The sequence below is a fragment of the Rhodococcus sp. USK10 genome (genome assembly GCF_019378875.1).
Classification (GTDB): Bacteria; Actinomycetota; Actinomycetes; order Mycobacteriales; family Mycobacteriaceae; genus Rhodococcus_F; species Rhodococcus_F pseudokoreensis.
Genome location: NZ_CP076047.1, coordinates 1,182,203 through 1,207,936, shown reverse-complemented (window position 1 = coordinate 1,207,936; position 25,734 = coordinate 1,182,203). Strand labels below are relative to the sequence as shown.

Sequence of the window (25,734 nt, the reverse complement as noted above, 5' to 3'; positions counted from 1 at the left end):
CGATGGCCCACCCACACACTCGGAGCGACACGCCCGAGCTGCGGCTACGCTTTCCCACCGAATTCACACCACGCCGTGGGACTTACCCCAGCGCCATCGGCAGTGCAGTTCAGCTGTTTGTTGAAAACCCGGACCAATGGGAAGCATTACGCGAGAATCCAGCACTAATTCCCGGTGCGTTCAATGAGGTGATTCGGATGGAGTCCCCGATTCAAGCGTTCTCCCGGGTCACCCGGCGAACCTACGCAACAGAGGGCTTTTCAATACCTGAGAACGTCCGAGTAGTCGTCTTCTACGGCGCCGCGAACCGGGATGAGCGGAAATACCCTGACCCCGATCGATTCGATGTCCGGCGCGAAAATGTCGACCATGTCGCGTTCGGTCTAGGAACCCACGCGTGCCCTGGCCAGGGTCTTGCACGGATGGAAGCTCACGCGGTCCTGGAGTCACTCACCCGACGCGTCAGAACATGGGAATCCGCAGGGGAACCGCGACGGAGATTCACAAACATCACGCGCTCTCTCGACCGGTTACCGGTCGTGGTCCATCAATGAGCTTCAGAAAGGATCAGGAAATGCCTCAGATACGCGCGGACAGAGAAAGGTGCGAGGGTTACGGAAACTGTGTGATGGCGGCCCCCGAACTCGTCGATCTGGATGACGATGGGGTGGTCGTAGTGATGAGGGAACGAGTCGACGAGGTCGATGTCGGGAAAGCGGAGAGCGCCGCCCGTGCATGTCCGGTGAATGCGCTACGGGTGGACAGATGAGCGGCACGGCGCTGATCGTTGGTTCCTCCGTGGCGGGCATTCGCACGGCTCAGTCGCTCCGCACGGAGGGTTGGCTCGGCCGCATCATCGTCGTAGGCGGCGAACCCCACCTGCCTTACGATCGGCCACCACTGTCGAAACATATGTTGACCGATCGTACTGAAATCTCGCCCACACCACTGCTGACCAAACACGAAGCGACGTCGGACACCATCGAACTCTTGCTCGGTACACCAGCAGTCGCCCTGGACACGACTGCGAAACGAGTTGCGCTGGCGAATCATCGAGAGGTCCCCTACGACCATTTGATCATCGCAACCGGGGCTTCGGCGCGTCCATCACCGTGGGGGCAGATGCCTGGACTTCACGTGTTGCGTGGGCTCGACGACTGCCTGGGGCTGAGAAAGGCGCTCCATGGCGATGCCTCGGCCGGCTCCGGTCATCTGGTTGTCATTGGAGCAGGGTTCATCGGATCCGAGGTGGCGGCGGCGGCACGGGCGCTCAACCTGAGAGTTTCGATCGTGGCCCCTTCTGCCGCCCCGCTGGTTCAAAGTCTGGGTTCTGAGGTGGGAATGAAGTTGACCGAACTTCATCAGCGTCACTCCGTGGAGACATATTTCGGCTGCGCGGTCTCGTCCCTGACTTCGTCCACGGAGGGAATCCACGTACTGCTCGACAACGGTACAGAGTTGTCCGCAACTTCGGTCGTGGTGGGAATCGGCGCAACGCCGAATGTGGAGTGGCTTACGGACTCAGGTCTCACACTCGGCGATGGAGTGATGTGTGACGAACAAGGGCGGGCAAGCGGCAGACCAGACATCTCTGCTGTCGGCGATGTGGCTTGCTGGACTATGCCCCAGGCGCTCACTCCACGCCGGGGCGAGCACTGGACCCGTGCGGTGGAGCAGGCTAACTTGGTGAGTCGGCGACTCTGTGGCAATTCGATCGAAGACACAGATCGGCATGTGGATTATGTCTGGAGCGATCTCCATGATTGGAAGATCCAGATAGTCGGCCAGCCCAGACATGGCTGTCAAAGTGAGATTGTCGGAGAATTCAACGGAGCCCACACGAAGGTGGCCGTCCTGTACTCCGACGAAGAACAGCGCCTTGTCGGCGGCTTCATCGTCAACTGGCCGCGAGCGACGATTCTTCTGCGAAAAGCAACAGAGCAACGGTCGAATGCGCGCGCAGCGCGCGCTGATAGATGCCCGCATTCCGCACAACTCCGGGTCCAACGTCTGACGTTGAGAGATTCCCACTGAAATAGGACCTTTCGGTGGACATGTCGGGCATTCGCGCGGTGTGGTCAGCCATTCCTTCAGAATTTCTCCTCACCGAAGCATCGTGCGACGCCCGACAATCCATCGTCCCTCACAAATCGAACTCCACCGCATCGACCCGCAGCAGCGTTTGCTCAACGGATGAGTCGATCTCCTTCAGGCACTTTGTCCTCGCAGCGCACAGACTCACAGTTCCTCACCTGTCGTCCGCGAATAGTCAGATCAGCTTTCGGGAGTCGCGCTGGGGTACGCAGCGCGGGTATCGAAGTCACGGTGTCGGTACCCGTTGCGGCTGTTGACGCGGGCCTCGGATCGTTCACCGAAACCGGCGCCGCACAGACTATAGGCCTCGGCGCCCATCAGGGCGTCGATGAACGTGGACAGCAGGCTGCGCAGCAGGTCGGGGCTTGCGTCGGTGAGGCGAGTTCGTACGCTTGTATCTCTCGCGGGACCATCGCGACCACCGCGACACGGGTTGCCCGTCCGCAGCGATGCTCGACGAGATCGGGCGCTGCGCGAAGGAGACGAAGCGCTCCTATACGAAGGGGGCCAAGGTGAACCTTGACGAGATCTGCACTCGTCTGGCGCCAAAGGACCCCGGGTCGGCGCGCGGAACAGCCCTCACTCTCTTCGCCATGATGGTCGGAACGATGCAGCTCGCACGTGCGCTGTCTGACACAAACTGTCCGACGCCGTGCTGGAGGGGGGCATCCGGTCGGCCCACACCATACTCGCCGCCGAACAGGGCTGAGGGCCGCACCGTCCGGTCGGGCGCGGCGCCGGGCCGAGGAGATTCACAGCGGTTTGCCTGCGCGACGACCCCTCGTCGATGTCCCAGAACATGCCCAGCACCGCCGGCGTTCCCAACGTCGGCTCCTACTCCACGGACAAAGCCGCGTCAGCAACGGACGCCACTTGCCATCGGGCCCTGACCGCGTGGACATCGAGACGTGTCGACCGTCAGCCGTCCTACTCGATGCCGAGAAACGCAGGGGCGTGCCGCACTCCCTTGGGCGAGCGTCTCGTCTGAGAGCCGCTGGTCGACCACTGCCCGCGAGACCTGCAGGATGCCAACGATAGTCACAAAACGGAGGAGCCCCAGGCCTGTGCCGCCCCAGGGTCGTCGAGGTCCAGATGAAGTACAGACGGCATGTGATTCCTTCTTTTCGTTGTCGACGAGCTCCGCGGTGGGCAAGACCCGGGCCAGCTCGGCCGACCTCTCGATCGAGACCATCAGGTCGTTGTCGCCGTTGGCGACGAGCACCGGCTGATCGACCTTGCTCGTTCACCCTAATCGCCGTGCTGTCGGATTGACTAGGCCAGTCGACGCCGGGGCGCCGGTGATCTTGGGACCCGGCGCGGGAATCTGTGACATGGCGTATTCGGCCAGGGCGGTAATGGTCAGGGCTGGGTTGACGCTGGGATTGGCGGGCATCGCCGAACCGTCCCCAGTCGGCTAGCTGACGTTTGATGGACAGCAGTTGGCGGGGTTGGCCGCTGCTATCACCGAAGTGCCGGTAGGTGAAGGCCAGCGCGGCGATGCCAGCCCGTGCGAAACGCTCGACGAAGGCGTCCAGGCGCATCTCGCGGGTGGCCCCAAGGCCGTGTCCGAGGACCACCACCGGCGGCGAGGTCACCCCCGTGGGCAGGTAGAGCCCCGCGGCGCAACTGTCCTTGCCGGAGGTGAACGAGACGTCGTGACGGGTGAAGGACTGTGCAGGAATCATTTCCGAGGCACCGCCGACTGGGTCGAACCACGCCGGGAACTCTTCCTGATGCCAGCGCGTCGGCGTAGGTGTTCGGGCTGTAGAGAGGGGTTGCTTCGACTGCGGCGTGAAAAATCACTCCGGCATTGGGGACGAGGACGTCGATGTCCCTGCCGCGTCGATGACAGCGTCGACACTGGTCTGATTCGTCACGTCGAGAGCAAGCCGTTGATCGACGGTCAGAGGGTCTTGGGATCACGCGCGGTCGCTATAGCACGAAACCCTCGCTCAGCGAACTCGATCGCTGTCGCTCGTCCGATTCCCGACGATGCTCCGGTGATGAGTACTGACGTCATGTGATGTCTCCTTCTTGGAGGTGTGGGTAGGGCGAGAGGTGACGAACACGGCCGCGATCACGGCAACTATCGCGAAGGTGACAGCAGCAATGGTGATGCCGGAGCGGTAAGCTGCGGTGAAGGCTTCTGCAACGGCGCCCGAGATCTGATCGGTGAATTCAACTGCGGGAGATACAGCTCCGTTGGCCGCTCCGGCGGCAGTAACGTCGACTATGGGCCCGGGGACGCCACGTTCGGCGAGCCGACCGGGAAGTTCTGAAGCGAACTTCGCGGTGAGTACGGAACCGAGAACACTCGATCCCAGCACTCCGCCGATCTGACGCACCATATTTATCGCGGCGCTTGCCATCCCGGCGCGCTGCGGTTCGACGCTGATCATCGCTGCAGCCGTCGAAGGAGCAATCAGGAAGCCGAATCCGATTCCGACTACGATCAATCCGGTGATGATCTCGATCGAACCGCTGTCGGCTCGAACCCGCAGCAGCATTATTGCACCGAGGGACACGAGCACAAGGCCGGCGGTGAGCGGGATTTTGAAACCGATACGAGCGAGTACTTTCGGAGCTACGGCGCTCGCCAACACGTAAGTGCCCATCATGGCGAGCAAATGCAGACCGGTACTCCAGGCGGTGAGTCCGTCTACCTTCTGGAGGAGTAGGACCGAGATCAGGGCAATGCCGGTGAATCCAAACATCGCGGTCGCGGCGACCAACATGACCGCAGAGAACGACGCCGAACGGAACAGGCGTAGATCGAGCATAGGGTGATCCGACCGCACCTCGACAGTGAAGAATGTGGCAATTCCCACGGCTGCCAGAGTAATCGCGGATAATGCTGACTTGGAAAAGAATCCGTTGTGCGAACCATCGATGACCCAATACGTGAATGCTGCGATGGCGACGGTACCGCTGACGAGTCCGTACCAGTCGAGTCGCGCCGACCCCGACGATCCCTTACGCACAACCACCATCACGACGACCGTGACAAGGACGGCGGCAATGCTGTTGACGAGGAAAATGATCGGCCATGAGAACGCCAACAAAATCGCTCCTGCGGACAAGGGTCCGAGAGCCAGTCCCAGTCCCGAGCAGGCAGCCCAGACAGTGATGGCCTCGGTGCGTTCGCGGGGGTCGGGAAACAGGTGACTGACTATCGCGAGACTGTTCGGAAGCACCAATGCGCCACCAACTCCGGTGACAGCCTGAGCGACGATGACCCACGATCCCGAACCGGCAGTTGCCGTTAGGACGCTGCCGACCGCCATCACCGCTGTGCCCGCGACGAAGGCGCGACGACGGCCATAAACGTCGCCGATCGTTCCAGTCGACAGCACCAGAGCGGCAACCACCAGTGCGTAGATGCTGGGTATCCAGACCAGAGTCGCATTCGATATGTGCAGATCCTGTTGCAACGATGCCAGCGCTGAAATCGTGGCCGTGATGTTGAGGAACGAGAGCATCATCCCTAGGCACACCGCGGCGAGGGAGAACCACCGATTCCACATCACAGGCGCTCGATGATGGTGGCGTTGGACAGGCCGCCCGCCTCACACATCACTTGCAGGCCGAAACGTTGTCCGCGCTGCTCCAAAGCGTTCACGAGGGTCGTCATAATCCGTGCGCCGCTCCCGCCGAGTGGATGCCCGATCGCGATCGCGCCACCGTTGACATTGACTTTCGACAGATCCGCGCCGGTCTCACGCGCCCAGGCGAGTACCACCGAGGCGAACGCCTCGTTCACCTCGAACAGGTCTATATCACCGATACCGAGACCGGCCTTGGTGAGCACCTTCTGCGTCGCCGGAATGACAGCGGTGAGCATGTACAGCGGATCATCGCCGACGACAGCGAAACTATGCAGTCGGGCACGCGGTTTCAAGCCGAGACGTCGCGCGTTCTCGCTGGTGGTGATCATTACGGCGGCACTACCATCGTTGACCTGACTCGCATTGCCGGCGGTGACGTTCCAGCCGATCTGCGGAAAGCGGGTCGCCATCGCATCGTCGTAATAGGCTGGGCGGAGGCCGGCCAGCTTCTCCAGTGTTGATCCCGTCCGAATGCCTTCGTCGCGGTCGAGACCTCGAATTGGACTGATTTCTCGCTCGAACCGTCCCTCCTGTGTCGCCGCCGCGGCCCGGGCATGGCTGGTGAGGGCGAATTCGTCCATCTCGGTGCGGCTGATTTTCCACTTCGCCGCGATCAGTTCTGCACTGATCCCCTGAGGTACCAGCCCGTCCGGGTATCGCTGAGCGAAGTCGATACCGGCCGGATCCTCGGTACCCACAAGATTGGAACCCATCGGAATGCGACTCATAGACTCGGAACCGGTCGCGATCGCGAGATCGTACGCTCCCGAGATCACGCCTTGAGCGGCGAAATGGATTGCCTGCTGACTGCTTCCGCACTGCCGGTCCACGGTCGTCGCCGGCACGGATTCAAGAAAACCCGCTGCCAACGCGGCGCGCCGCGTCATGTTCGAAGCCTGATCCCCAACCGCGGTCACGACGCCGCCGATCACGTCGTCGATCAGTGAGGGATCGATACCACTGCGCTGCACCACTTGCCGCAAGCTGTGGGCCATCAAATCCACAGGGTGCTCGACATGCAAGGTTCCGTTCGCCTTGCCTCGGCCCACCGGGGTTCGGACAACCTCGACGATCACTGCGTCCCTGGTGACATTTCCACTCATGACATCTCCACTCGTAACTCTCCACGGGACGCGATCCGCAGAAACGGATCGTGACTCCCGACTGTAGGAGCTAGCTATGGTTTTGTAAAGTCAGTATGCTTGGGGCATGCCGCTGAACATGCGGGATCGCTGTCGGCCCTTGCCGCTTGGACGCCTTCCGGCCAGTGCTCCATTGCGCGGGCCTTGCGCGTTGTCGGAACCCGGTCGCCAATGCTGATCGTTCGCGAGGCCTGCTACGGAACGACCCGGTTCGACGACTTCAGCCGCCGCGTCGGAAGTGGGTTCGTAGTAGTAGCCGCGCGAAATCCCGTCCGGCATCCTGCCGCCGCAAGCGACCCTTGCACCTTCGGATAGTGCCCCCGCGACGAATGCTTCGGTTCTGGTTCTTGCTCGTTCGACCGACAGCGGGCCGCGATCGGTTGCCGGATCGAACGGGTCGCCGATTGTGAGTGACGTGTAGTAGTCGGCGCGGCCCGACTTGTCAGAGCGATCCGGAACACGAGAGTCGTGGGGGGAGTCGACCGCGAGGATCTACCTATGGAAACGGTTGCGATGGTCGCCTGTGCCGGAGGTTGGGCGCGCGTCACAGCAATTGTTGGCCTCGGGGAGCCGCGCCGCGTGGGTTACGGGAGGAGCCCGAGTCGGCGAGCGCGCGATACCGCCTCGACCCGGGAGCGAGCATCCAGCTTGCCCATCGCTCCACGCAGGTAGTGCTTCACCGTTTCCGGTTTGATCGACAGCCGCTGCGCCACCGAGTTGGTACATCCGAGAGCAACATAGGTGAGGACGTCGACCTCGCGACCGGATAATGTGACGTCGGTGGCGGGGCGGTCGCCGCGGGACAGGCCAGCGAGTTTGTCGGCGAGAGCGTGCAGACTTGTCGCGAGTGCTGAGTCGGGGGTTGTGCGGGTTAGCACCCGCAGCTCGGTGTGGATCTCGCGGATACCTTCGATCAGTGCCGATGTTGCGGGTGCTTGCCCTCCTTCGACGAGTGTGTCGATCAACGCGACCCGCCGGTCGACTTCATCTCGAATGTTGATCTCGGCAGCGAGTCGGTCTCCGGCCCGGCCTAGCATGTCGAGGATTCGACCCCCGATCGGTGTGGACTGACGAAGTGCGGCGTAAATGATGGCGCGCGCTCCGCCGCCGACTACCACCGGTACAGCGATGATGGATCGCAGTCCTTCGTTGATGACCGGCCGGTCGTAGTCGTGAGTGATGGTCCGTGCAGTCGCGTAATCCTCGACCGACTGCGGCCGAAGCTGGATGATCGCGCGCCCGCCAAGTCCCAACATCGGTGAAATCGACAGTCCGCGCAATCCGGCAGTTCTGGTGCCGAGCGTCTCGGAAATCTTCAGTGTTCCCTCGGACACGGGGCCGCCGAATACGACCGCAGGTGTCACAAACTCCTTTGCGATGACGCGTAGCTCGGCCCGAAGGGCATCGTCATCTCGCGGTCGGAGCAACCGTGCTGAGCCCTCGGCGCAGTAGGGAGGACCCTCGCCGCATGAAACTGCCACCTCTACCTCCTCGTGGCGGGTCTCGTGACTGGTGGCGCGTGATCCGAGAACGAAGTCCCTCATCTTCTCTTCATCTCGCGCAAGGACGGGTGCAAGAGCGGCGCGTACTGCGGGACAGCGAGTTCGTGCGCTGCACCCGGCGGGTTGATCAGCGGGTGTACATCGATTTCGTTCGGACGTAAGCGTCCAGACCTTCCGGTCCCAGTTCACGGCCGAGACCACTGGCCTTGACGCCCCCGAATGGGGCGCCGATGTCGAGATCGAAAAAGTTCACACCCACGCTGCCGGTCTCGATCCGACGGGCCAGGTCGAGGCCCTTTTCGGGATCGGAGGTCCAGACCGTTCCGCCCAACCCGTACTCGGAGTCATTGGCGATTGCGACGGCATCGTCGAGGTCGTCATACGGCAGGACGGTCAGGACCGGCCCGAAGATCTCTTCCCGCGCGACGGTCGCCGAGTTGTCGAGGTCGGCGAACACGGTCGGTTCCACGAACCATCCCCGGTCGAGGTGTTTCGGCCGGCCGCCTCCGGCCGCGACGGTGGCGCCTTCTCGTCTACCGGTGTCGATGTACGCCTCCACACTGCGCCGTTGGCGCTCGGACACCAAGGGTCCCACTCGGGTGGCGAGGTCGGCAGGGTCCCCGACCACGAGAGTGGATGCCAAATGTGCTACCGCGTCGACTGTTTCGCGGTAGCGAGACCGGGGGGCAAGGATTCGAGAGGACAGATAGCAGGTCTGGCCATTGTTGAGCAGGCTCGCCCAGGACAGACCCCTGGCGACGCTCACCAGGTCCGCGTCGTCGAGGATGATGGCGGCGCTCTTGCCTCCCAGTTCCAGGGTCACCGGTCGCAGCAGGCGACCGCAGGTCTCCCCGATCACCCTGCCGGCGGCGGTCGACCCGGTGAAAGCGATTTTGTTCACCTCGGGGTGAGCGACCAGATAGGCACCGATCTCTCGGCCGCCGGTCACGATGTTCAGCACACCGCCGGGCAGCCCGGCTTCTTCGGCCGCGTCCGCGAGTTGAAAGGCGTCGAGCACGGTTTCGGGTGCAGGCTTGAGGACCACGGTGCAGCCGGAAGCGAGTGCGGGGGCGAGCTTGAACATGGTCAGCGACTGGGGAAAGTTCCACGGAATGATCGCGGCGACAACGCCGATCGGCTCGCGGCGCACGATCGTGGTGGACCGACCGTTCGCGGAGATGCGCGGGGTCTCGACGGGTGTCTTCTCGGTGAGATCGGCGTAGTACCGCAGCGTCGCAACCGGGCCGCTGCCCTCCGCCGCCAGAGATATCGCTGCAGGCATGCCGTTCTCGTCGGTCACGATCGCGGCCGTTTCCTCTCGTCGCCGGTCGAGCGCATCGGCGAAACGACGCAGGATGTCGGCACGTTCAGCCGGTTCCAACGCAGACCACTCGGGTGCACGCAGCGCGCGGCGGGCTGCGGAAACTGCGGCGTCGACGTCGGCTGGGGTGCTGTCCGGCGCCGACCCGACGGGTTCCTCGGTGGTCGGCGAGGTAACCGTGATGCGGTCGGAGGTGGATGGCGTATGCCATCGGCCGTCGATGAACAGCTGCGATCGGGTGTACTTCATGTGGGGAACCTCGGTCGTCGTGGTGCGCGGTCAGGGATGCGGGAGAAGAACCGGTTTGATGGTCGCGCCGCTGGCGGCGTCTGCCTCGGCGACTGAGATCTCGGAGAGCGGGTAGGTGCGGATCAGCCGATCGAACGGAAACCGGCCCTGACGCCAGAGTTCGATCAGTCGGGGCAACAGCAACTGCGGGACAGCGTCGCCTTCGAGGATTCCCATGATGTTCTTTCCGGCTGCCAGCGCGGCCGGGGCGAGGACCAGTTCGCGGGTTGCGGCGCCGACGAGACCGACGGTTCCGGTGGGCCGGAGGCTGTCGATCGCCGAGGCGATGACCTGCGGGACCCCGGTGGTGTCGAGGGCGGCGTGCACTCCGCCTCCGGTCAGCTTCCGAATCTGGCGCGCGATATCGTCAGCGGATCCCTCGATCACGTCCGTCGCACCGAGTTCGAGGGCGAGATTCAGGCGACTCGCGTGCAAGTCGACGGCGATGATCCGGGAGGCACCGGCGACCCGCGCGGCCATGACCGCCGACAGACCCACCGCTCCGGCACCGAACACGGCGAACGCGTCTCCCGTACCGACTTTCAAGGCGATCAGCGCGGACCCGGCGCCGGTCTGGATCCCGCATCCCAGCGGACCCAGCAGATGCAGCGGTAGATCCTTGTCGACAACTACGACGTTGCGGGCACTGACGACCGCGTGGGTGGCCAGAGAGGACTGACCGAACCACCGTGACGCAAGGGCGTTGCCGTTCACGTCGGTGAGCGGGCCGGGCCCATCGGGGCCGCGGCCGGACAGATTGCGCGCGAAGAACGCGAAACAGTACGCCGGGTGCCCACCCACGCAGTTTTCGCACTGCCCGCAGGAATCGAACGACAACAGAACATGATCACCGACCTCGATGCCGGTGACGCCGGCGCCGACTTCCTCGACGACTCCGGCCCCCTCGTGGCCGACCACGATCGGCGGCTGGGCGAGGAACGACGGGTCTCTGGGCAGGACGTCGGTGTGACAGAACCCGACACCGGCGATGCGAACCCGTAGTTGGCCGCCGGTCGGGTCGGCCAATTCCACCGTCTCGATCTCGAACGGTGCGTCGTGGTGACGCAGCACTGCGGCTTCGATGCGCATCGGAAAGCTCCCTCTGTTCGGTGCGGTAACCAGAACGTACAGCTGACCGTCTGTACGGTCAATAGCAGTTGACGAGGTCGCCAGACCAGGTCCATGCGTTTCGATATCGTGCGGGACTGCGAGGACGCGATCGAGCGCCTCCTCAACGCATTCGCCACGAGGGACGCCCAGGGGATCGCGGCGCGAGCCCATCCCCCATCGTCGTCACGACACCCGCTGCCGCTGTCACGTAAAGCAGTTGAGCAACACTGTGATTCGTAGTTCGTCGAACATGTGGTCATCACTTATCGACCATCGGGGCGCTACCCTTCCCCACCGCGTGCTGCACGTCTCATTATGCGAGAAATTCTGCAACCGCCTCGATCGAGGAGTAACCGAGACCCTGGAGTAGCAGCGTTTTGACCGCCGTCTTCTCCCATCGAACGAGGTCTTCTTTGATCTTGTCTCGTGATCCGACGAGGGCGACGTCCTCGACCATGGCCAGGGGCACCGACGCTATTGCTTCGGATTTGTGCCCCTCCAGGTAGAGACGCTGAATGCGTGCGCATTCCGCTTCGTAACCCATGCGCACGAACACTTGATTGTGAAAGTTGGCCTCCTTCGCGCCCATTCCACCGACGTAGAGCGCGATGTTGGGCCGGATCACGTCGGCTGCCTTCTCGATGTCGTCGTCGATGACAATGGGGACCGTGGCGGCGATGTCGAAATCGTCGAGAGATCGGCGAGCCCCGGGTTTCGAGAATCCTTCCTCCAGCGCTCCTCGGTAGAAGTCGTCCATTCGGGGTGAATAGAAGATCGGCAGCCAGCCATCGGCTATCTCGGCGGCGAGTGCGATGTTCTTTGGCCCCTCGGCCCCGAGATAGATCGGGATCTCGGTACGAATGGGGTGGATCATGGACCGAAGTGGCTTTCCGAGGCCGGAGCCACCGTGCAGCGGGAGTTGGTAGAACGAACCGTCGTGACTCACGGGTTCGTCTCGTCGCACGAACTTACGGACGAGTTCGACGTATTCTCTTGTGCGAGCGAGCGGTCGGGGATACGGCTGCCCGTACCATCCCTCGACGACCTGTGGCCCGGAGACGCCCAAACCCAGGATGAAGCGGCCGCGAGACAGGTGGTCCAGTGTCATCGCCGCCATGGCAGTCGCCGCTGGGGTCCGCGCCGACATTTGCAGGATGTTGGTGCCCAACCTGACGGTACTGGTTGAGGCGCCGTACCACGCCAAGGGGGTTAAGCAGTCGGATCCGTAGGTCTCGGCAGTCCAGACCGAGTCGTAGCCGAGACTCTCCGCACGGGAGAAGGCCGCTCGTTCATCGTCCGACGGCGCGGTAGACCAATAGCCCAGGTGGAATCCCAATTTCATTGTTTTGCTTGTCCTTACGTCGTCGTCATTGGTGTGTCTTGTTGTCGAGGTATGCGGATCCGGTGGTGGTGTCTACTGAGACGGTGGAAGCGCGCTGTCGCTCGTCCGGACAGTCCGCAGGTCGTTGACCACCAATTCGTCGGCGTCGTAGCTCCGGCGCAGGTCCTTCTTGTCCAGCTTGCCGACACTGGTCTTGGGAAGGGTGTTGACGAAGGCCCACCGTTCGGGGAGCCACCAGCGGGCGACCTTGCCGTCGAGGAAGGCGAGCAGTTCGGGTGCGGTGGCGGTCGCGCCGGGCGCCAGTGTGATGCAGACGAAGGGGCGTTCCTCCCATTTCGGGTCGGGTACTCCGATGACCGCGGCCTCGGCGACGGCGTCGTGCTCGAGCAGGGCGTTCTCGAGTTCGACCGTGGAGATCCATTCCCCGCCGCTCTTGATGCCGTCCTTGAGCCGGTCCTTGAGCTGGATCCATCCGCCCTCGTGCAGGACCCCGAGGTCGCCGGTGCGCAACCAGCCGTCGTCGAATTTGTCGGAGGCCTCGGTGCGGAAGTAGCTGCCCGCGATCGTCGCGCCGCGCAGCTGGACTTCCCCGATGGATTCGCCGTCCCAGGGCAACTCGTCGCCGTATTCGTCGACGATGCGCGCCTGCACTCCGGGGACGATGCGGCCGGTCAGGCTCGCCCACTGCGCCAGGTCGGCGTCGGGTGTGTTGTGGGGTGGCCGGGAGAAGGTCAGGAGGGGGCTGGTTTCGGTCATCCCCCATCCCTGGGTCAACCGGACGCCGTGTCGGGACTGCATACTGCGGACCAAGGCAGCCGCCAGCGGGGAGCCGCCGGATACGGCCAGACGCAGGCTGGTGAAGTCGACCGGGTGGGTTCGGGCGTACTCGTCGAGGCCGGTCCACAGTGTCGGCACGGCCGCGGCGGCGGTGGGCGCGAGGTCGGTGATGATGCGGGCCAGGTGGTCGATCTGGAGATATCGGTCGTTGAGGATGATGTCGGCCCCGCTGGTCCAGGCGGCGTGTGGCCAGCCCCAGGCGTTGGCGTGGAACATCGGCACGATCGGCAGGACCCGGTCGGCGTCGGAGAAGCCGAAGGCGCTGCCGGTGGAGATCTGCAGGCTGTGTAGGTAGATGGACCGGTGACTGTAGGCCACGCCTTTCGGGTCGCCGGTGGTGCCGGTGGTGTAGCAGAGCGCGGCGGCGCTGCGCTCATCGAGGCGCGGCCACCGGAAGTCGGTCTCGGTGTCCAGCATGTCGTCGAGGCGGTGCAGTTGCACACCGGTGGGAACGGTCAGGTCCGCCTCGCCCGCGACGATCACGTGCTCGACGGTGGGGAGCCGGTCGATGACCCGCTGCAGCTGGGGCACCAGGTCGGCGTCGACGAGGATCACCTTGTCCGCGGCGTGATTGGCGATGTAGACGATCTGATCGTCGTGTAGTCGCAGGTTCAGTGTGTGCAGCACCGCCCCCATTCCCGGTACCGCGAAATAGGCGGCCAGATGCGCCGGGCTGTTCCAGCACAACGTGGCAACGACATCGTCCTCGGACACGCCGAGGCGGCGCAGACCGGCGGCCAGGGAGGTCACCGCCGTCCCGAACTCCCGGAACGACACTCGCCGTACCTCGCCCGCCCGATAGTGCAGAACCGCACTGTCGGGGTGTGTGCGAAGGCCGTGCAGGAACAAATCCGACACGAGGAGATCGACATCTTGCATGGTGCTGTGCATGGCAGGTCCGTCCTGGCGGTGAGGAATCAGTGTCGTTCCGCTGCCCCGTCGGCCGGATTTACGGAACCGAGCCGGTCTTGACCCGCGGACAGCTGCTCCCTACCATAGACCGTACGTACGGTCAGTCAAGATGTTTTGCTGATCCTCTGCTCGACCATCCCCTTCCTGCCAGCCCCTGAAGGAAACGCCATGACGTTATCGGCCCTGCACACCGACCTCGGAAGTCCCGACGCGTACCTCCACGGAGTTCCCCATCAGGTGTTCGCCGAGCTCCGTCGCCACGAGCCGGTGGCCTGGATCGAGGAACCGGCCAGCGAGGGTTTCGCCGGCGGTCCCGGGTTCTGGGCAGTCACCCGTTACGACGACGTGATGACCGTCTCGAAGAACCCAGACGTCTTCTCCTCCTACAAGGGCTCCTCGTTCCTGCGTGATCAGCGGCCGCAGGATCTGGCGGCCCTGCAGCAGATGATGCTCAACCTCGACCCCCCGGACCACTCCCAGATGCGATCGATCGTCAGCAAGGTTTTCACCCCGAAAATGGTGCGGGGCATGTTCGACAGCATCACCGCCCACGCCCATAACATCGTCGCTGCGTTGCCCGACGACGGTGAGATCAACCTCGTCGAGCATGTCTCGGCGGAGATGCCGCTGCGGGTCCTCGCTGACGTCCTCGGCGTGCCGTCCGAGGATCGGCACCTGCTCTACGACTGGACCAATCGGATGGTCGGGCTCGACGACCCCTCCTACGGCGGGCGTGAGGCGTTCCTCTCCGCGTTCATCGAGATGTTCAAATACTCCAACGCGCAGACCAAGGCCAAGCGCGTCGAACCCGGCTCCGATGTATGGTCCCTGATCGTCAATGCCGAGGTCGACGGCGCTCGTCTGTCGAGCGAAGAGCTCAACCGCTTCTTCCAGTTGCTGGTCATCGCCGGAAACGAAACGACCCGCAACCTGCTGACCGGCGCGATCCTCACCCTCGGCGAACACCCCGGTGAACGTGAGAAGCTCGCCGACGATCCGGCGCTGCTGCCGAAGGCCATCGAGGAGGTGCTCCGGTTCCACTCCCCCGTCATCCAGTTCCGGCGCACGGTAACCCGGTCGACCGAACTCGGCGGCAAGCAGCTGCACGAGGGACAGAAGGTTGTCATGTTCTACGTCTCGGCCAACCGGGACGAAGCCCAGTTCGATGACCCGGACACCTTCCGCATCGACCGCGGCGCCGCCAATCACCTCGCCTTCGGCGCCGGCACCCATTTCTGCCTGGGCAACAGCCTCGCCCGCCTCGAGGCGAAGGTGCTGCTCGAAGCCCTGTTCACGCGCTTCCCGCATTGGCAGGTCACCGGCCCCCCGGACCGGTTCCGGTCGAACTTCATCAACGGGATCAAGAAGCTGCCCGTTCACCTCGGAAAGGCCACGTCATGAAGATCTGTGTCGACCGCACCAAGTGCACCGGCCTCGGTATCTGCGAATCCCTCGCCCCGGACATCTTCGAAATCGACGATGCCGGCGGGCTGCTGCTGCTGCGCGAGGACGCCGATGACAGTGTCATCGGCGACGTCCGCGCCGCCATCGAAGGGTGCCCCACCGAGGCACTCACCCTCATCGAGGACTGACCGACCATGACCGAACAGAATCTCGTAGTGGTCGGGGCGTCACTGGCGGGCCTGCGCGCCGCCGAGGCCGCCCGCAAGGCCGGCTTCACCGGATCGGTGACCCTCGTCGGCGCCGAGGAACATCTGCCCTACGACCGTCCCCCGCTGTCGAAGGCGTACCTCGACCCGTCGCCGACACCACCGGACACCACCTTCCGTGCCCGCAACGCCCTCGACGACGTGGGAATCGACCTCCGTCTCGGCACCGTCGCCACCCGGCTCGACCCGGATGAGAAAGTGATTCACACCTCGCACGGCTCACTGCCCTACGACATCGCCGTCATCGCGACCGGATCGTCGGCGCGGATGCTGCCGGGCACGGCTGCCATGGCCGGCGTGGTCACCCTCCGCACACTCGACGACGCAGTCACCGTGCGCACCGCCCTCGACAACCGGGCCCGCACAGTGGTCGTCGGTGCCGGATTCATCGGCTCCGAGGTTGCCTCGGGGGCACGCAAACGAGGCCTGGACGTCACCGTGGTCGAGGCCCTGCCGGTCCCCCTGGTGCGCGCGATCGGTACGGACATGGGCCGTGCCTGCGCGGACCTTCACCGGCGCAACGGAGTCGACCTGCGCTGCGGCGTCGGGGTCGAGAAGGTCCTCGGCAACGGACACGTCGAGGCAGTTCAATTGTCGGACGGATCAACTCTCGAGGCAGATCTGGTCGTGGTCGGCGTCGGCGCGGACCCCGCCACCGAGTGGCTCGAGACCTCGGGCATCACACTCGACCGCGGTGTCGTCTGCGACGAAACCATGGCGACCTCGCTGCCGGGGGTCTACGCCGCCGGCGACGTCGCTCGCTGGCACAATCCGCTGTTCGATGCATCCATGCGGCTCGAGCACTGGACCAGTGCCGCAGAGCAGGGAGCCCTCGCCGTCCGCAACGCGCTCGACCCCCAGGCCGCGAAGCCGTACAGCACCGTGCCCTATTTCTGGTCCGACTGGTACGACACCCGGATCCAATTCGTGGGAGTGCCCGAGGCCGACGAAATACGCACCGTCACCGGACATCTCGAGGACGGCCAGTTCGTGGCGCTCTACCGCCGCGGCGACCGGGTGGTGGGCGCGCTGGCCCTCGACCACCAGACCCACATCATGAAATATCGTGCCCTGATCGCCAAGAGTGCGAGCTGGGAGCAAGCGCTCGATTACGCGCGCACTCGCCAGCACAAGGACGCGGCGCTCGACGCGGCCCGCTGACTCATCAGGGCCCACCGGAGACACTGCAGAAAAGAGGGTCGATGCCAGAGCGCAACGCCACCATCGTCGGATACGGCCTCACCGAAGTGGGCAAGGTCTTCGGGAAGACCGCGCGTGGATTCGCCGCGGAGGCGGTCCGGTTGGCTGTAGCCGACGCCGGGTTGTCCCTCGGCGACGTCGACGGGCTCCTCGTCAACGCCCGAGCGGGCACCGATCTGAACCTGACCCTCGCTCGCACCCTGGGGCTCGAGAACTTGCGACTGCTCAGCGAGATCAACGCTTTCGGCGCCTCGGCCGCCATCATGATCGCCCAGGCCTCGAAGGCGGTGCTGTCCGGCGAAGCGGAGACGGTGGTGTGCGTTTTCGCCGACGACCCCAAGAAGCAGGACACCGGCGGCGCGCACGCGTACCGGACCAGCTCCCTGACGGCGACGGGCTTCCGCAGCGCCGAGACCGCAGCCGGGTTCACCAGCGTCAATCACCGATACGCACTGGCCGCTCGCCGCTACATGGACCACTACGGCGTCACCTCCTCCCACCTCGGCGCCGTGGCGGTGTCCCAACGAGCATGGGCACTCGACAACCCGGTGGCCCAGATGCGGACACCGCTGACCCTCAACGAGTACCACCAGTCGCGCTGGGTGGTCGAACCGCTGCATCTGCTCGACTGCTGCCTGGTCTCCAACGGTGGCGGCGCAGTCGTGGTGACCACCCCGGAGCGGGCACGGGATCTGCCGAACACACCGGTGCAGGTCCGCGGGTGGGGCCAAGCCCACCCGGGATACGTCCTCGAACGTGACAGCGATTTCGGCCTCGTTACCGGCGCCGCCGCATCCGGGCCGGCAGCGCTGAAGATGGCCGGAATGACCGTCGACGACATCGATCTGCGGGAGATCTACGACTGCTACACCTACACCCTCCTCGTGACCCTCGAGGACTACGGATTCTGCGGCAAGGGCGAGGCCGGGGAACTCGCCGCCAGCGGGGCACTCGCCCCCGGCGGCGCCCTGCCCACCAACACCGGCGGCGGGCAACTGTCCTCGTTCTACCTGTGGGGCATGACTCCGCTCATCGAAGGGCTCACTCAATTGCGCGGCGAGGCCGGGGTTCGGCAGGTCGCCCGGCACGGCACCGCCATCGTCAGCGGCAACGGCGGCATTCTCGACCACCACGGCACCCTGGTTCTCGCCACCAGCTCGGCGTGAACACCAGCAACGGAGAAGGAACACGATGACATTTCCCGCCGTCCGGGACGAGACCTCGGCACCGTACTTCGATGCCCTCCGGGAGGGCCGGTTCATGTTGCGGTCATGCACCCGATGTGGGCACGTCTGCCGGCCCGATACCCTCAGCTGCAGCTCATGCCACAGCGACGAACTCACCTGGGTCGGCTCCGCTGGTGACGGCGTGGTGGTGTCCGCAGTCGTCGACCACGCGAGTTCGCCCGGACCAACCGTGCTTGCGCTGGTCGAGCTTTGTGAAGGACCGTGGCTTGCCAGCCGCATCCTCGACGTCACCACCGCAGCCGACGTCCCCGCGTCCACGCCGGTGCGGTTGAACATCGTCGAGTTGGTCGAGGGTGAGGCGATCCCGGCGTTCGTTCTCATCACATGAGCACAAACCCGGTGAGCGCCTCCGTGATCGTCGCGTGGCGCACCTCGCCGACCTGTGCGCCGAGCACGACATTGACGGTGCGACGGATCCACGAGTGATCGACGCGCTTAGACTAACTCCGGATCAGGGACCGCGAACGAGGTGGAGGTAGCGCGATGGCAAAGGCCGGAACCCGGCTGGCCGGGAAAGCCAACCAGATCCTCGAGGTCTTCACGCAGAAAGTGGCGCAGTTCGGCTACGACGGAACGAACCTGAGCGACATCGCCAACGAGTTGTCGATCTCCAAGGGCACGATCGTCCATCATTACGGCACCAAGGATCGCCTACTCGCCGCCCTACACACGTCCTACATGCGCCGCCGCCTTACCGAAGCGAAGCTACTGGTCGGCAAACTCGAGCACCCCGAACAGCAACTCGCGGGACTGTTGTTCGCGTTCATCCTCTACCAGGAGCACGACCGCGATGCCACGATCGCGTTCCAGCGCGAGGTCATGCGCCTGGCAGCGCTCGACATCGACACCGAGGGGCTCGAACTACGCGCCGAGTACATCCAGCTGGTGCGAACGGTGATCGAGGCCGGCGTCGCCGCGGGACGGCTTCGGAAGACGGATCTGCGGATTCAGTCACTGCTGATGTTCGGGTCCGCGCAATGGGCCTACACCTGGTTCGACCCGAGCGGTGACGAATCCGCCGAAGAGGTCGGCGCCGCACTGGTCGATCTCGTGCTGGGCAGTCTCCTGGTCCGTCGCACGGCGCTACCGGGGTTGTCGGATCCGAAAGGACTGGCTGCCCAGACCGCGCGCCAGTGCCTGCTCGAAGCGTCCGCCGAATCCGACAGCGGGCTCGCTGCATCCTGATCACCGCATCGTGACGGCCGCCGATACCAACATGAGCGCCGCCGCCGACGGTCGACCAAACCTGCCTATTCGGCACGCACATGCATAGCGGGAAATGGGGTCATGGGCATCGGCCCCCGCTTGATACTGCGCCTTTTGCCGCTCGGGTTCGGTCAGTCAGCTGCGGGCTGGGAGAGCCGTCACGAGCTAGCTCGCTGCACCGCCCGGGTGCCCGGCGCGCTCGCCACCGCCCTTCGGACGCTTCCGATCTGCACCCAAAGGCATAAGGGTACTCACCACGGCGACACCCGCTAGAGATCGCACGCCGTAGCTTTGTCAGGCGGCCGCGGCCGAGCGTACGCATCCCTGCCGACCCGGTGTGTAATACGCATGGCGACGGAACTGGTTGCACAGCAATAACTTGCGAACGAGACACGATCTCTGCCGGTAGGTGTCCTCGCGGCAAATCAGCACTGCGTCGACTGTGCGGCCGCAATACCGATCGCTCTCCGTGGTTGGTTTTTCGCCCAAACCCTTCCGTGGCCCCTTGTGCTGCACGTCACGATTCTGCTTTACTGACCGTGCGTACGGTCACTAGTTGAGCCGGGCGAAACGGACTGAACAATCCCCCTCGAGAGGTGCCTGATGGCTTCACCCATCCACCATGTCTTCGACCCGATCACATACTGGGTATCGCAGGATCCCACCCGAGTCGCGCTGCGATTCGAGGACCAGTCGTGGACATGGCAACAGTTGTCGGACCGGGTGCGGCGTAACGCCGCAGCACAGTCCGCACTCGGGCTGGCGCCCGGTGACCGGGTCGCGTTCCTGGACAAGAATCACCCCGCCAGCCTCGAGACCACACTGGCGTGCGCCTTGGCCGGAACGGTGAACGCGGTACTGAACTACCGCCTCGCACCGTCCGAATTGGCCTACGTCATCAACGACAGCCGTGCCGAACTGCTGATCCTCGGCGCCGAATTCGTCGACGTCGTCGACGCGATCAAGCCGAACCTCGACCACGTGCGCACCATCATCGTGCTCGGTGGCGAGGCGGACGAGTACGAGGCATGGCTCGGCAAGGCCCCGCCGCGCGAGATCGCTCATCCAGCCCATCCGGAGGATTGCTTCCTGCAGCTCTACACCTCCGGCACCACCGGGCACCCGAAGGGAGCCATGCTGACACACCGCTCCGTGGGCGCCCACAGCATTGCGGCAAGCGCGGCCTTCGGCTTCGCCCGGGACAGCGTGAACATGGTCGCCATGCCGCTCTTTCATGTGGGTGGCACCAGCTGGGCACTGGCCGCAATGTCGCAGGGCGCGGAGACGATCCTCGTACGCGAGGTCGTTCCCGCGGTAGTTCTGGACCAGATCACCCGCCAGTCGGTCACCCACGCGTTCTTCGTCCCCGCCGTCATCCGGTTCTTCCTGCAGGTCCCGGGTGTGTCCGCACGAGACTTCCGATCGCTGCGCTGCCTCGGATACGGCGGATCGCCCATGCCCGAGGCCCTGCTCCGAGAGGCGATGAGCACCTTCGAGGTCGACTTCTACCAGGTCTACGGCATGACCGAGGCGTCCGGAGTGTTCTGCGTACTCGGGCCGCAGGACCACCGCGACCCCGCCCGGCCCGAACTGCTCCGCGCAGCAGGCCGGCCGGTCGACGGTGCCGAAGTCCGGGTGGTCGACCCGGCCACCGGCGACGAGCTGCCCAGCGGAGAGGTCGGCGAGTTCCAGATCCGCGGACCGCAGGTGATGGCCGGGTACTGGCAGCGCGAGGCGGACACCGCCGCCAGTTTCGATGGGGAGTGGTTCAGGACCGGTGACGCCGGCCGACGGGATCCCGACGGGTTCTTCTTCGTCGAAGACCGGGTCAAGGACGTCATCATCTCCGGCGGTGAGAACATCTACCCCGCCGAGGTCGAGCGCGTGGTCAGTGAGTTCCCCGACGTCGCGGAAGTCGCCGTCATCGGCGTCCCCGACGACAAATGGGGCGAAGTGGTCCGCGCGGTCGTCGTCGCGAAGAGCGGCGCCGACATCGACGAGAACAAACTGCTCGACTTCTGTGCCGCTCATCTGGCCGGTTACAAGCGGCCCCGCACCATCGACATCGTCACGAGCCTGCCGCGCAACGCGACAGGAAAGATTCTCAAACGCGATCTGCGCGCACCACATTGGGCCGGCCGCAGCCGATCGGTCTGATCCGAATCCGGACAAGCACCAACCACAGACCCCTATCCGAAAGGGAAAACACCATGAGCTACTTCACCGACGCCTCCGAGGTCTACCGCTACCTGGGCGGAGTCTTCCGCGCAGCCAACGACGAACCGACCGCCGGCCCGGCGCTCAAGGACGCCGACCTCATCCTCCGACTCGACTACACCAACCCCGATTCGTCGCTCACCGTCACACTGAAGCCAGAAGGCATCGAGGTGATCGAAGGCGAAAACGACCTCATCCCGGACGTCCGGTTGGCGATGTCCGCCGACAACGGCAACAAGTTCTGGCGCGGTGAATACAACGTCGCGGTGGGGTTGGCCAAGGGCCAGGTCAAGGCCAAGGGCCCGGTGTCGAAGATCCTCAAGCTGATTCCGATCTCCAAGCCGCTGTTCCCGATCTACAAGAACCTGGTCGCCGAAAAAGACGCCCAGCACAGCTGATCACACGGCCTCGAGCAAGGACACCCCAACCATGACAGCCATACCGCACTACACCCAGTTCATCGACGGTCAATGGGTCGATACCGACCGCACGTTCGACATCATCGACCCCGCGAACGGCGAACTGGTCGCCACCGCCGCCCGAGGCTCCGTCGAGAACCTCGACCAGGCCGTCGCCGCCGCCAAAGCCGCCCACGCCCGGGGCGAGTGGCGCACGAAAACGCCGGACGAACGCGCCGACATCCTGTCGGCGATTGTCGCCGACCTGTCCGAGCGCATGGACGAGCTGGTTGCTCTGCACGTCAAGGAGAACGGCGTCACCATCCGCCAGGCGATGGCCTTCCACGTCGGCTACTCGATCTCGCATCTGCAGTACTTCGCCGACCTGGCCCGCACCTACGAATTCGAACGATCCGGGCCGCAATTGTCCTACCCGACAATGGCATCCGGGATCGTGCGCCGGGAACCGATCGGTGTGGTCGCCGGCATCGTCCCGTGGAACTTCCCGCTACTGCTCGCTGTGTGGAAACTGGGCCCCGCCCTGGCGGCCGGCAACACCATCGTGCTCAAGCCCGACGAGAAGACGCCGCTCACCCTGCTGGAGCTGGCCAAGTCGGCGGAACGGGCCGGGCTGCCGAAAGGCGTCCTCAACATCGTCACCGGCGCCGGCGAAGAAGTCGGAGCCCGTCTCGCCGCCCACCCGGACGTCCGCAAAATCGCCTTCACCGGGTCGACGGCGGTCGGCCGGGAGATCAGCAAGCTCGCCGCGGAGAACATCAAGAAGGTCACCCTCGAACTCGGCGGCAAGGGACCGAACATCGTGCTCGCCGACGCCGACATCGCCTCCGCGGTCGACGGTGCCCTCTTCGCCTGCTTCCTCTACGCCGGTCAGGCGTGCGAGTCGGGAACCCGGCTGCTGCTGCCCGAGAGCCTGCACGACGAATTCGTCGACCGCCTGGTTCAGCGGGCGGCGACCATCAAGGTCGGCGACCCGTCGGAGTTCGACACCGACATCGGTCCGGTCATCTCCGCCGAGCAACACGCCCGGATCCTGGACTACATCGAGATCGGCCAGAAGGAGGGCGCGACCCTCGTGTTCGGCGGTGAACCGCCCACCGGAACGCAGTTCGAGCAGGGGCACTGGGTGCGCCCGACCATCTTCACCGACGTCACACCCGACATGCGCATCGCCCGCGAGGAGATCTTCGGTCCCGTCCTGTCGGTTCTGAAGTACCGCACCGTCGACGAAGCCGTCGCGATCGCCAACGACACCGAGTACGGGCTGTCGGCCGGGGTGTGGAGCGAAGACCTCGAAGCGGCCCTCGACGTCGCGGCGCGAATCGAGTCGGGCACCGTCTGGATCAACGACTGGCACATGGTCAACGCTCTCTACCCCTTCGGTGGTTACAAGCAGAGCGGAAACGGCCGCGAACTCGGACCCCACGCGCTCGACGAGTACACCGAGGAGAAGTTCGTCCACGTCGACCTCTCGCGCTCCCTCGACCGCAAGGTGTACGACCTCGTCCTGCCTCCGGCCCAGGCGGCGGTGCACCGATGAGCCACGCCCGTGTCGCGCTGTTCGAGGCACCGGACGAGAAGCTCACGGTTGTCGATGTGCAGGTCGGTCCGCTCGCCGAGGACGAGATCCGGATCCGCGTCGCCGGCGTCGGGATCTGTCACACCGACCTCACCGCTCTGCGTGGCGGTGTTCCCCTCCCGTTGCCGGCGGTGGTCGGACACGAAGCGGCCGGGATCGTCGAAGAGGTCGGGGCCGAGGTGACGACCCTCGTACCCGGCGATCACGTCGTGGTCAGTTTCGACTCCTGCCGAACATGCACTCAATGCACCTCGGGCCGGCCGGCCTACTGCGAGTTGTTCGCGGCGCTGAACTACTTCGGCACGCGCCTGGACGGTTCGACCACCATGAGCCGTGACGGTGAACCGGTCCACGGCAACTGGTTCGGCCAATCCTCGTTCGGAACCCACGCCGTCGCGAGCGTACGCAACGCCGTCAAGGTCGACGAATCATTGCCCCTGCAACTGTTGGGGCCCCTCGGCTGCAGCTTGCAGACCGGGGCCGGCACCGTGATGAGTGTCCTGCGGGCAAAACCCGGGCAGAGCATTGCGGTGTTCGGTCTCGGTGCGGTCGGGCTCAGCGCTGTCATGGCGGCCAACGCGCTCGGCTGCACACCGATCATCGCGATCGATCCGAATCCGGAACGTCTGAACCTGGCAAGCGAACTCGGCGCCACCCACACCCTCGACCCGAAAGCGATCGACGACCTCGTGTGGGCGGTCACCGACATCAGCGCCAACGGTGTCGATTTCAGCGTCGACGCCGTAGGACTCGAGTCCGTCGTGCAGCAGGCGCTGGGAGTGCTGCGATCCCCGGGCATCTGCGCCACCCTCGGACTACAAGGCCTCGAGAACGACATCGTGATCGACCAAGGCCATCTTCTACTCGGTCGCACACTCACCGGGGTCATAGAAGGCGACGTCGACCCCCACCAGTTCATCCCACAGTTGGTCGATCTATGGAAGAACGGACAGTTCCCCTTCGACAAACTGATCGAGACCTACGCACTGCCCGAAATCAACGAGGCGCTCGCGGCAGCCGCCGCGGGGTCGGTCATCAAACCGGTGATCGTGTTCGACTGAGCACTTTGATGCCGGGAAACATGTTCGATCATCGTGGCGAGAGGGGTTCCTCCCGTCGTGGCCGGACGAATGACGAAGCTGTCGATATCCAAACGTGGGACAAAGTCAACGGTGCACCTCCGAGACCTACAGTCACGGGAGCGTGGCCTGCGCGCTCCTCCGTGTGACGCCGCGTGGGCGGTCCGCAACGGGACCGCCCACGCCACCTCGCACCAACCGGCGCACTGCCTTTCTGGGCTCAGGACCACGGCACCACCCATTGGTACACACACCCCGTCCATCAACACATCACCGTGTTCAACCACGAAGGATCTGACTCGATGCCTATCGATACCCCTGCTGTCACTTCTGACTTCATCCAGCGCTTCTTCGCGTCCGTCGATGCGCACGACTTCGACCGGGTCGAATCGATGCTCGACCCCGAGTGCGAGATTGTCGCTCCTGGTTTCGCCCAGGTCGGTGCCCCCTACGTGTGCCTGTGGATGGCGGGGTTCTTCGCCACGTTTCCCGACCTCCGCCATCATCCACGCCGCGTTGTGGTCGATGGCGACGAGATCGCTTTCGAACTGCGCGTGACCGGGACACACACGGAAGACCTCCCGCTGCCGGACGGCTCGAGCATTCCACCGACGGGTCGGTCCCTCGACATCACCCTGGGAGAATTCTGGACACTCGCCGACGGTCGGGTGAAGAACTACACCGTCTACTACGACCACCACGACTTCCTCACCCAAATGTCTGCACTGGGTTGAGACTTGGCCAGAATTACATCGGATAAACCGGGACCGATGCGAACGGTACACACGCGTCCACCACAGAACCCTCCCGCTAGGCCGTGCTTTTGACCAGGCTTTCGGCGGTGGCGATCGGTCGTGAGTGTGACCACAACCACTGGACCGGCGAAACCGAGACGTTCCGGTGGTGGGGCACGGGACGGCCAACCGCCGGGGGCACATGTCATAAAGATGAAACCGATCGCCACCAT

Annotated in this window: 23 protein-coding genes and 2 pseudogenes; 14 read left to right on the top strand and 11 right to left on the bottom strand. The window is 64.4% G+C overall.

Annotated features, from left to right (window positions below; genetic code table 11):
• Positions 1–2: 2 nt before the first annotated feature.
• The 3 genes from I1A62_RS47105 to I1A62_RS06175 are packed head-to-tail and all read left to right on the top strand — an operon-like array spanning position 3 to position 2,034.
• Positions 3–554 carry a cytochrome P450 gene (locus tag I1A62_RS47105; RefSeq protein WP_374710687.1) on the top strand — a complete coding sequence of 184 codons (552 nt, stop codon included), beginning with the start codon at positions 3–5 and terminating at the stop codon, positions 552–554.
• Positions 470–769, top strand: a complete 300-nt coding sequence (locus I1A62_RS06180; RefSeq protein ID WP_308340744.1) for a ferredoxin — start codon at positions 470–472, stop codon at positions 767–769. The genes I1A62_RS47105 and I1A62_RS06180 overlap by 85 nt, the downstream gene beginning before the upstream one ends.
• Positions 766–2,034: an NAD(P)/FAD-dependent oxidoreductase gene (locus tag I1A62_RS06175; RefSeq protein ID WP_219454779.1), complete on the top strand. Its 1,269-nt coding sequence runs from the start codon at positions 766–768 to the stop codon at positions 2,032–2,034. Before I1A62_RS06180 ends, I1A62_RS06175 begins: the two co-directional genes overlap by 4 nt.
• A 267-nt stretch (positions 2,035–2,301) precedes the next feature.
• Here I1A62_RS06175 and I1A62_RS06170 read toward each other — a convergent pair.
• The 11 genes and pseudogenes from I1A62_RS06170 to I1A62_RS06130 all read right to left on the bottom strand — a co-directional run.
• Positions 2,302–2,541: pseudogene (locus I1A62_RS06170) on the bottom strand (transposase); the annotation flags it as partial.
• Positions 2,542–3,500: 959 nt separating this feature from the next.
• Positions 3,501–3,779, bottom strand: a pseudogene (locus I1A62_RS46065) (alpha/beta hydrolase); the annotation flags it as partial.
• A gap of 218 nt (positions 3,780–3,997) precedes the next feature.
• Complete coding sequence (locus I1A62_RS46060; RefSeq protein WP_257890532.1) at positions 3,998–4,060, bottom strand: hypothetical protein; 63 nt, start codon at positions 4,058–4,060, stop codon at positions 3,998–4,000.
• Positions 4,047–5,576, bottom strand: coding sequence for an MFS transporter (locus I1A62_RS46055; protein WP_257890485.1), 1,530 nt, complete (start codon positions 5,574–5,576; stop codon positions 4,047–4,049). The genes I1A62_RS46060 and I1A62_RS46055 overlap by 14 nt, the downstream gene beginning before the upstream one ends.
• 41 nt (positions 5,577–5,617) lie before the next feature.
• Positions 5,618–6,802, bottom strand: coding sequence for a thiolase family protein (locus I1A62_RS06160; RefSeq protein WP_219454776.1), 1,185 nt, complete (start codon positions 6,800–6,802; stop codon positions 5,618–5,620).
• Positions 6,803–6,892: 90 nt separating this feature from the next.
• Positions 6,893–7,207, bottom strand: a complete 315-nt coding sequence (locus I1A62_RS47100) for a hypothetical protein (protein WP_374710701.1) — start codon at positions 7,205–7,207, stop codon at positions 6,893–6,895.
• Between the two features lie 218 nt (positions 7,208–7,425).
• Positions 7,426–8,268, bottom strand: coding sequence for a LuxR C-terminal-related transcriptional regulator (locus I1A62_RS06150; protein ID WP_257890531.1), 843 nt, complete (start codon positions 8,266–8,268; stop codon positions 7,426–7,428).
• Between the two features lie 202 nt (positions 8,269–8,470).
• Positions 8,471–9,913: an aldehyde dehydrogenase gene (locus I1A62_RS06145; protein ID WP_219454775.1), complete on the bottom strand. Its 1,443-nt coding sequence runs from the start codon at positions 9,911–9,913 to the stop codon at positions 8,471–8,473.
• Positions 9,914–9,943: 30 nt separating this feature from the next.
• The gene (locus tag I1A62_RS06140; RefSeq protein ID WP_219454773.1) at positions 9,944–11,041 is read right to left on the bottom strand and encodes an NAD(P)-dependent alcohol dehydrogenase; all 1,098 of its coding nucleotides are present in this window, start codon (positions 11,039–11,041) and stop codon (positions 9,944–9,946) included.
• Between the two features lie 334 nt (positions 11,042–11,375).
• Positions 11,376–12,404, bottom strand: coding sequence for an LLM class F420-dependent oxidoreductase (locus I1A62_RS06135; protein WP_219454772.1), 1,029 nt, complete (start codon positions 12,402–12,404; stop codon positions 11,376–11,378).
• A gap of 72 nt (positions 12,405–12,476) precedes the next feature.
• A complete protein-coding gene (locus I1A62_RS06130; RefSeq protein WP_219454770.1) occupies positions 12,477–14,132 on the bottom strand; it encodes a fatty acid--CoA ligase in 1,656 nt (551 codons plus the stop codon).
• A 189-nt stretch (positions 14,133–14,321) separates the two neighbouring features.
• Here I1A62_RS06130 and I1A62_RS06125 point away from each other — a divergent pair, with 189 nt between their 5' ends.
• The 11 genes from I1A62_RS06125 (at position 14,322) to I1A62_RS06075 (ending at position 25,501) form a co-directional block, all read left to right on the top strand.
• The gene (locus I1A62_RS06125; protein ID WP_219454768.1) at positions 14,322–15,554 is read left to right on the top strand and encodes a cytochrome P450; all 1,233 of its coding nucleotides are present in this window, start codon (positions 14,322–14,324) and stop codon (positions 15,552–15,554) included.
• Positions 15,551–15,745, top strand: a complete 195-nt coding sequence (locus tag I1A62_RS06120; protein ID WP_219454767.1) for a ferredoxin — start codon at positions 15,551–15,553, stop codon at positions 15,743–15,745. The genes I1A62_RS06125 and I1A62_RS06120 overlap by 4 nt, the downstream gene beginning before the upstream one ends.
• 6 nt (positions 15,746–15,751) lie before the next feature.
• A complete protein-coding gene (locus I1A62_RS06115; RefSeq protein ID WP_219454765.1) occupies positions 15,752–16,984 on the top strand; it encodes an NAD(P)/FAD-dependent oxidoreductase in 1,233 nt (410 codons plus the stop codon).
• A gap of 41 nt (positions 16,985–17,025) precedes the next feature.
• Complete coding sequence (locus I1A62_RS06110; protein ID WP_219454764.1) at positions 17,026–18,189, top strand: thiolase family protein; 1,164 nt, start codon at positions 17,026–17,028, stop codon at positions 18,187–18,189.
• A 25-nt stretch (positions 18,190–18,214) separates the two neighbouring features.
• Positions 18,215–18,598 carry a Zn-ribbon domain-containing OB-fold protein gene (locus I1A62_RS06105; protein ID WP_219454762.1) on the top strand — a complete coding sequence of 128 codons (384 nt, stop codon included), beginning with the start codon at positions 18,215–18,217 and terminating at the stop codon, positions 18,596–18,598.
• Between the two features lie 155 nt (positions 18,599–18,753).
• Positions 18,754–19,455 carry a TetR/AcrR family transcriptional regulator gene (locus tag I1A62_RS06100; RefSeq protein ID WP_219454760.1) on the top strand — a complete coding sequence of 234 codons (702 nt, stop codon included), beginning with the start codon at positions 18,754–18,756 and terminating at the stop codon, positions 19,453–19,455.
• 624 nt (positions 19,456–20,079) lie between these two features.
• Complete coding sequence (locus I1A62_RS06095) at positions 20,080–21,633, top strand: long-chain-fatty-acid--CoA ligase (RefSeq protein ID WP_219454758.1); 1,554 nt, start codon at positions 20,080–20,082, stop codon at positions 21,631–21,633.
• Between the two features lie 53 nt (positions 21,634–21,686).
• On the top strand, positions 21,687–22,091 hold the full coding sequence (locus tag I1A62_RS06090; protein ID WP_011595361.1) for an SCP2 sterol-binding domain-containing protein: 405 nt from the start codon (positions 21,687–21,689) through the stop codon (positions 22,089–22,091).
• A gap of 31 nt (positions 22,092–22,122) precedes the next feature.
• A complete protein-coding gene (locus tag I1A62_RS06085; RefSeq protein WP_219454756.1) occupies positions 22,123–23,649 on the top strand; it encodes an aldehyde dehydrogenase in 1,527 nt (508 codons plus the stop codon).
• Positions 23,646–24,749 carry an NAD(P)-dependent alcohol dehydrogenase gene (locus I1A62_RS06080; RefSeq protein ID WP_219454755.1) on the top strand — a complete coding sequence of 368 codons (1,104 nt, stop codon included), beginning with the start codon at positions 23,646–23,648 and terminating at the stop codon, positions 24,747–24,749. Before I1A62_RS06085 ends, I1A62_RS06080 begins: the two co-directional genes overlap by 4 nt.
• A 320-nt stretch (positions 24,750–25,069) precedes the next feature.
• Positions 25,070–25,501, top strand: a complete 432-nt coding sequence (locus I1A62_RS06075) for an ester cyclase (RefSeq protein ID WP_219454753.1) — start codon at positions 25,070–25,072, stop codon at positions 25,499–25,501.
• Positions 25,502–25,734: the final 233 nt, after the last annotated feature.

Excerpts from the sequence above, each read along its gene's own strand:
- I1A62_RS47105 (WP_374710687.1), top strand. The coding sequence starts at position 3 with ATGGCCCACCCACACACTCGGAGCGACACGCCCGAGCTGCGGCTACGC.
- I1A62_RS06180 (WP_308340744.1), top strand. The coding sequence starts at position 470 with ATGGGAATCCGCAGGGGAACCGCGACGGAGATTCACAAACATCACGCG.
- I1A62_RS06175 (WP_219454779.1), top strand. The coding sequence starts at position 766 with ATGAGCGGCACGGCGCTGATCGTTGGTTCCTCCGTGGCGGGCATTCGC.
- I1A62_RS46055 (WP_257890485.1), bottom strand. The coding sequence starts at position 5,576 with ATGATGCTCTCGTTCCTCAACATCACGGCCACGATTTCAGCGCTGGCA.
- I1A62_RS06160 (WP_219454776.1), bottom strand. The coding sequence starts at position 6,802 with ATGAGTGGAAATGTCACCAGGGACGCAGTGATCGTCGAGGTTGTCCGA.
- I1A62_RS06145 (WP_219454775.1), bottom strand. The coding sequence starts at position 9,913 with ATGAAGTACACCCGATCGCAGCTGTTCATCGACGGCCGATGGCATACG.
- I1A62_RS06140 (WP_219454773.1), bottom strand. The coding sequence starts at position 11,041 with ATGCGCATCGAAGCCGCAGTGCTGCGTCACCACGACGCACCGTTCGAG.
- I1A62_RS06135 (WP_219454772.1), bottom strand. The coding sequence starts at position 12,404 with ATGAAATTGGGATTCCACCTGGGCTATTGGTCTACCGCGCCGTCGGAC.
- I1A62_RS06130 (WP_219454770.1), bottom strand. The coding sequence starts at position 14,132 with ATGCACAGCACCATGCAAGATGTCGATCTCCTCGTGTCGGATTTGTTC.
- I1A62_RS06125 (WP_219454768.1), top strand. The coding sequence starts at position 14,322 with ATGACGTTATCGGCCCTGCACACCGACCTCGGAAGTCCCGACGCGTAC.
- I1A62_RS06120 (WP_219454767.1), top strand. The coding sequence starts at position 15,551 with ATGAAGATCTGTGTCGACCGCACCAAGTGCACCGGCCTCGGTATCTGC.
- I1A62_RS06115 (WP_219454765.1), top strand. The coding sequence starts at position 15,752 with ATGACCGAACAGAATCTCGTAGTGGTCGGGGCGTCACTGGCGGGCCTG.
- I1A62_RS06110 (WP_219454764.1), top strand. The coding sequence starts at position 17,026 with ATGCCAGAGCGCAACGCCACCATCGTCGGATACGGCCTCACCGAAGTG.
- I1A62_RS06105 (WP_219454762.1), top strand. The coding sequence starts at position 18,215 with ATGACATTTCCCGCCGTCCGGGACGAGACCTCGGCACCGTACTTCGAT.
- I1A62_RS06100 (WP_219454760.1), top strand. The coding sequence starts at position 18,754 with ATGGCAAAGGCCGGAACCCGGCTGGCCGGGAAAGCCAACCAGATCCTC.
- I1A62_RS06095 (WP_219454758.1), top strand. The coding sequence starts at position 20,080 with ATGGCTTCACCCATCCACCATGTCTTCGACCCGATCACATACTGGGTA.
- I1A62_RS06090 (WP_011595361.1), top strand. The coding sequence starts at position 21,687 with ATGAGCTACTTCACCGACGCCTCCGAGGTCTACCGCTACCTGGGCGGA.
- I1A62_RS06085 (WP_219454756.1), top strand. The coding sequence starts at position 22,123 with ATGACAGCCATACCGCACTACACCCAGTTCATCGACGGTCAATGGGTC.
- I1A62_RS06080 (WP_219454755.1), top strand. The coding sequence starts at position 23,646 with ATGAGCCACGCCCGTGTCGCGCTGTTCGAGGCACCGGACGAGAAGCTC.
- I1A62_RS06075 (WP_219454753.1), top strand. The coding sequence starts at position 25,070 with ATGCCTATCGATACCCCTGCTGTCACTTCTGACTTCATCCAGCGCTTC.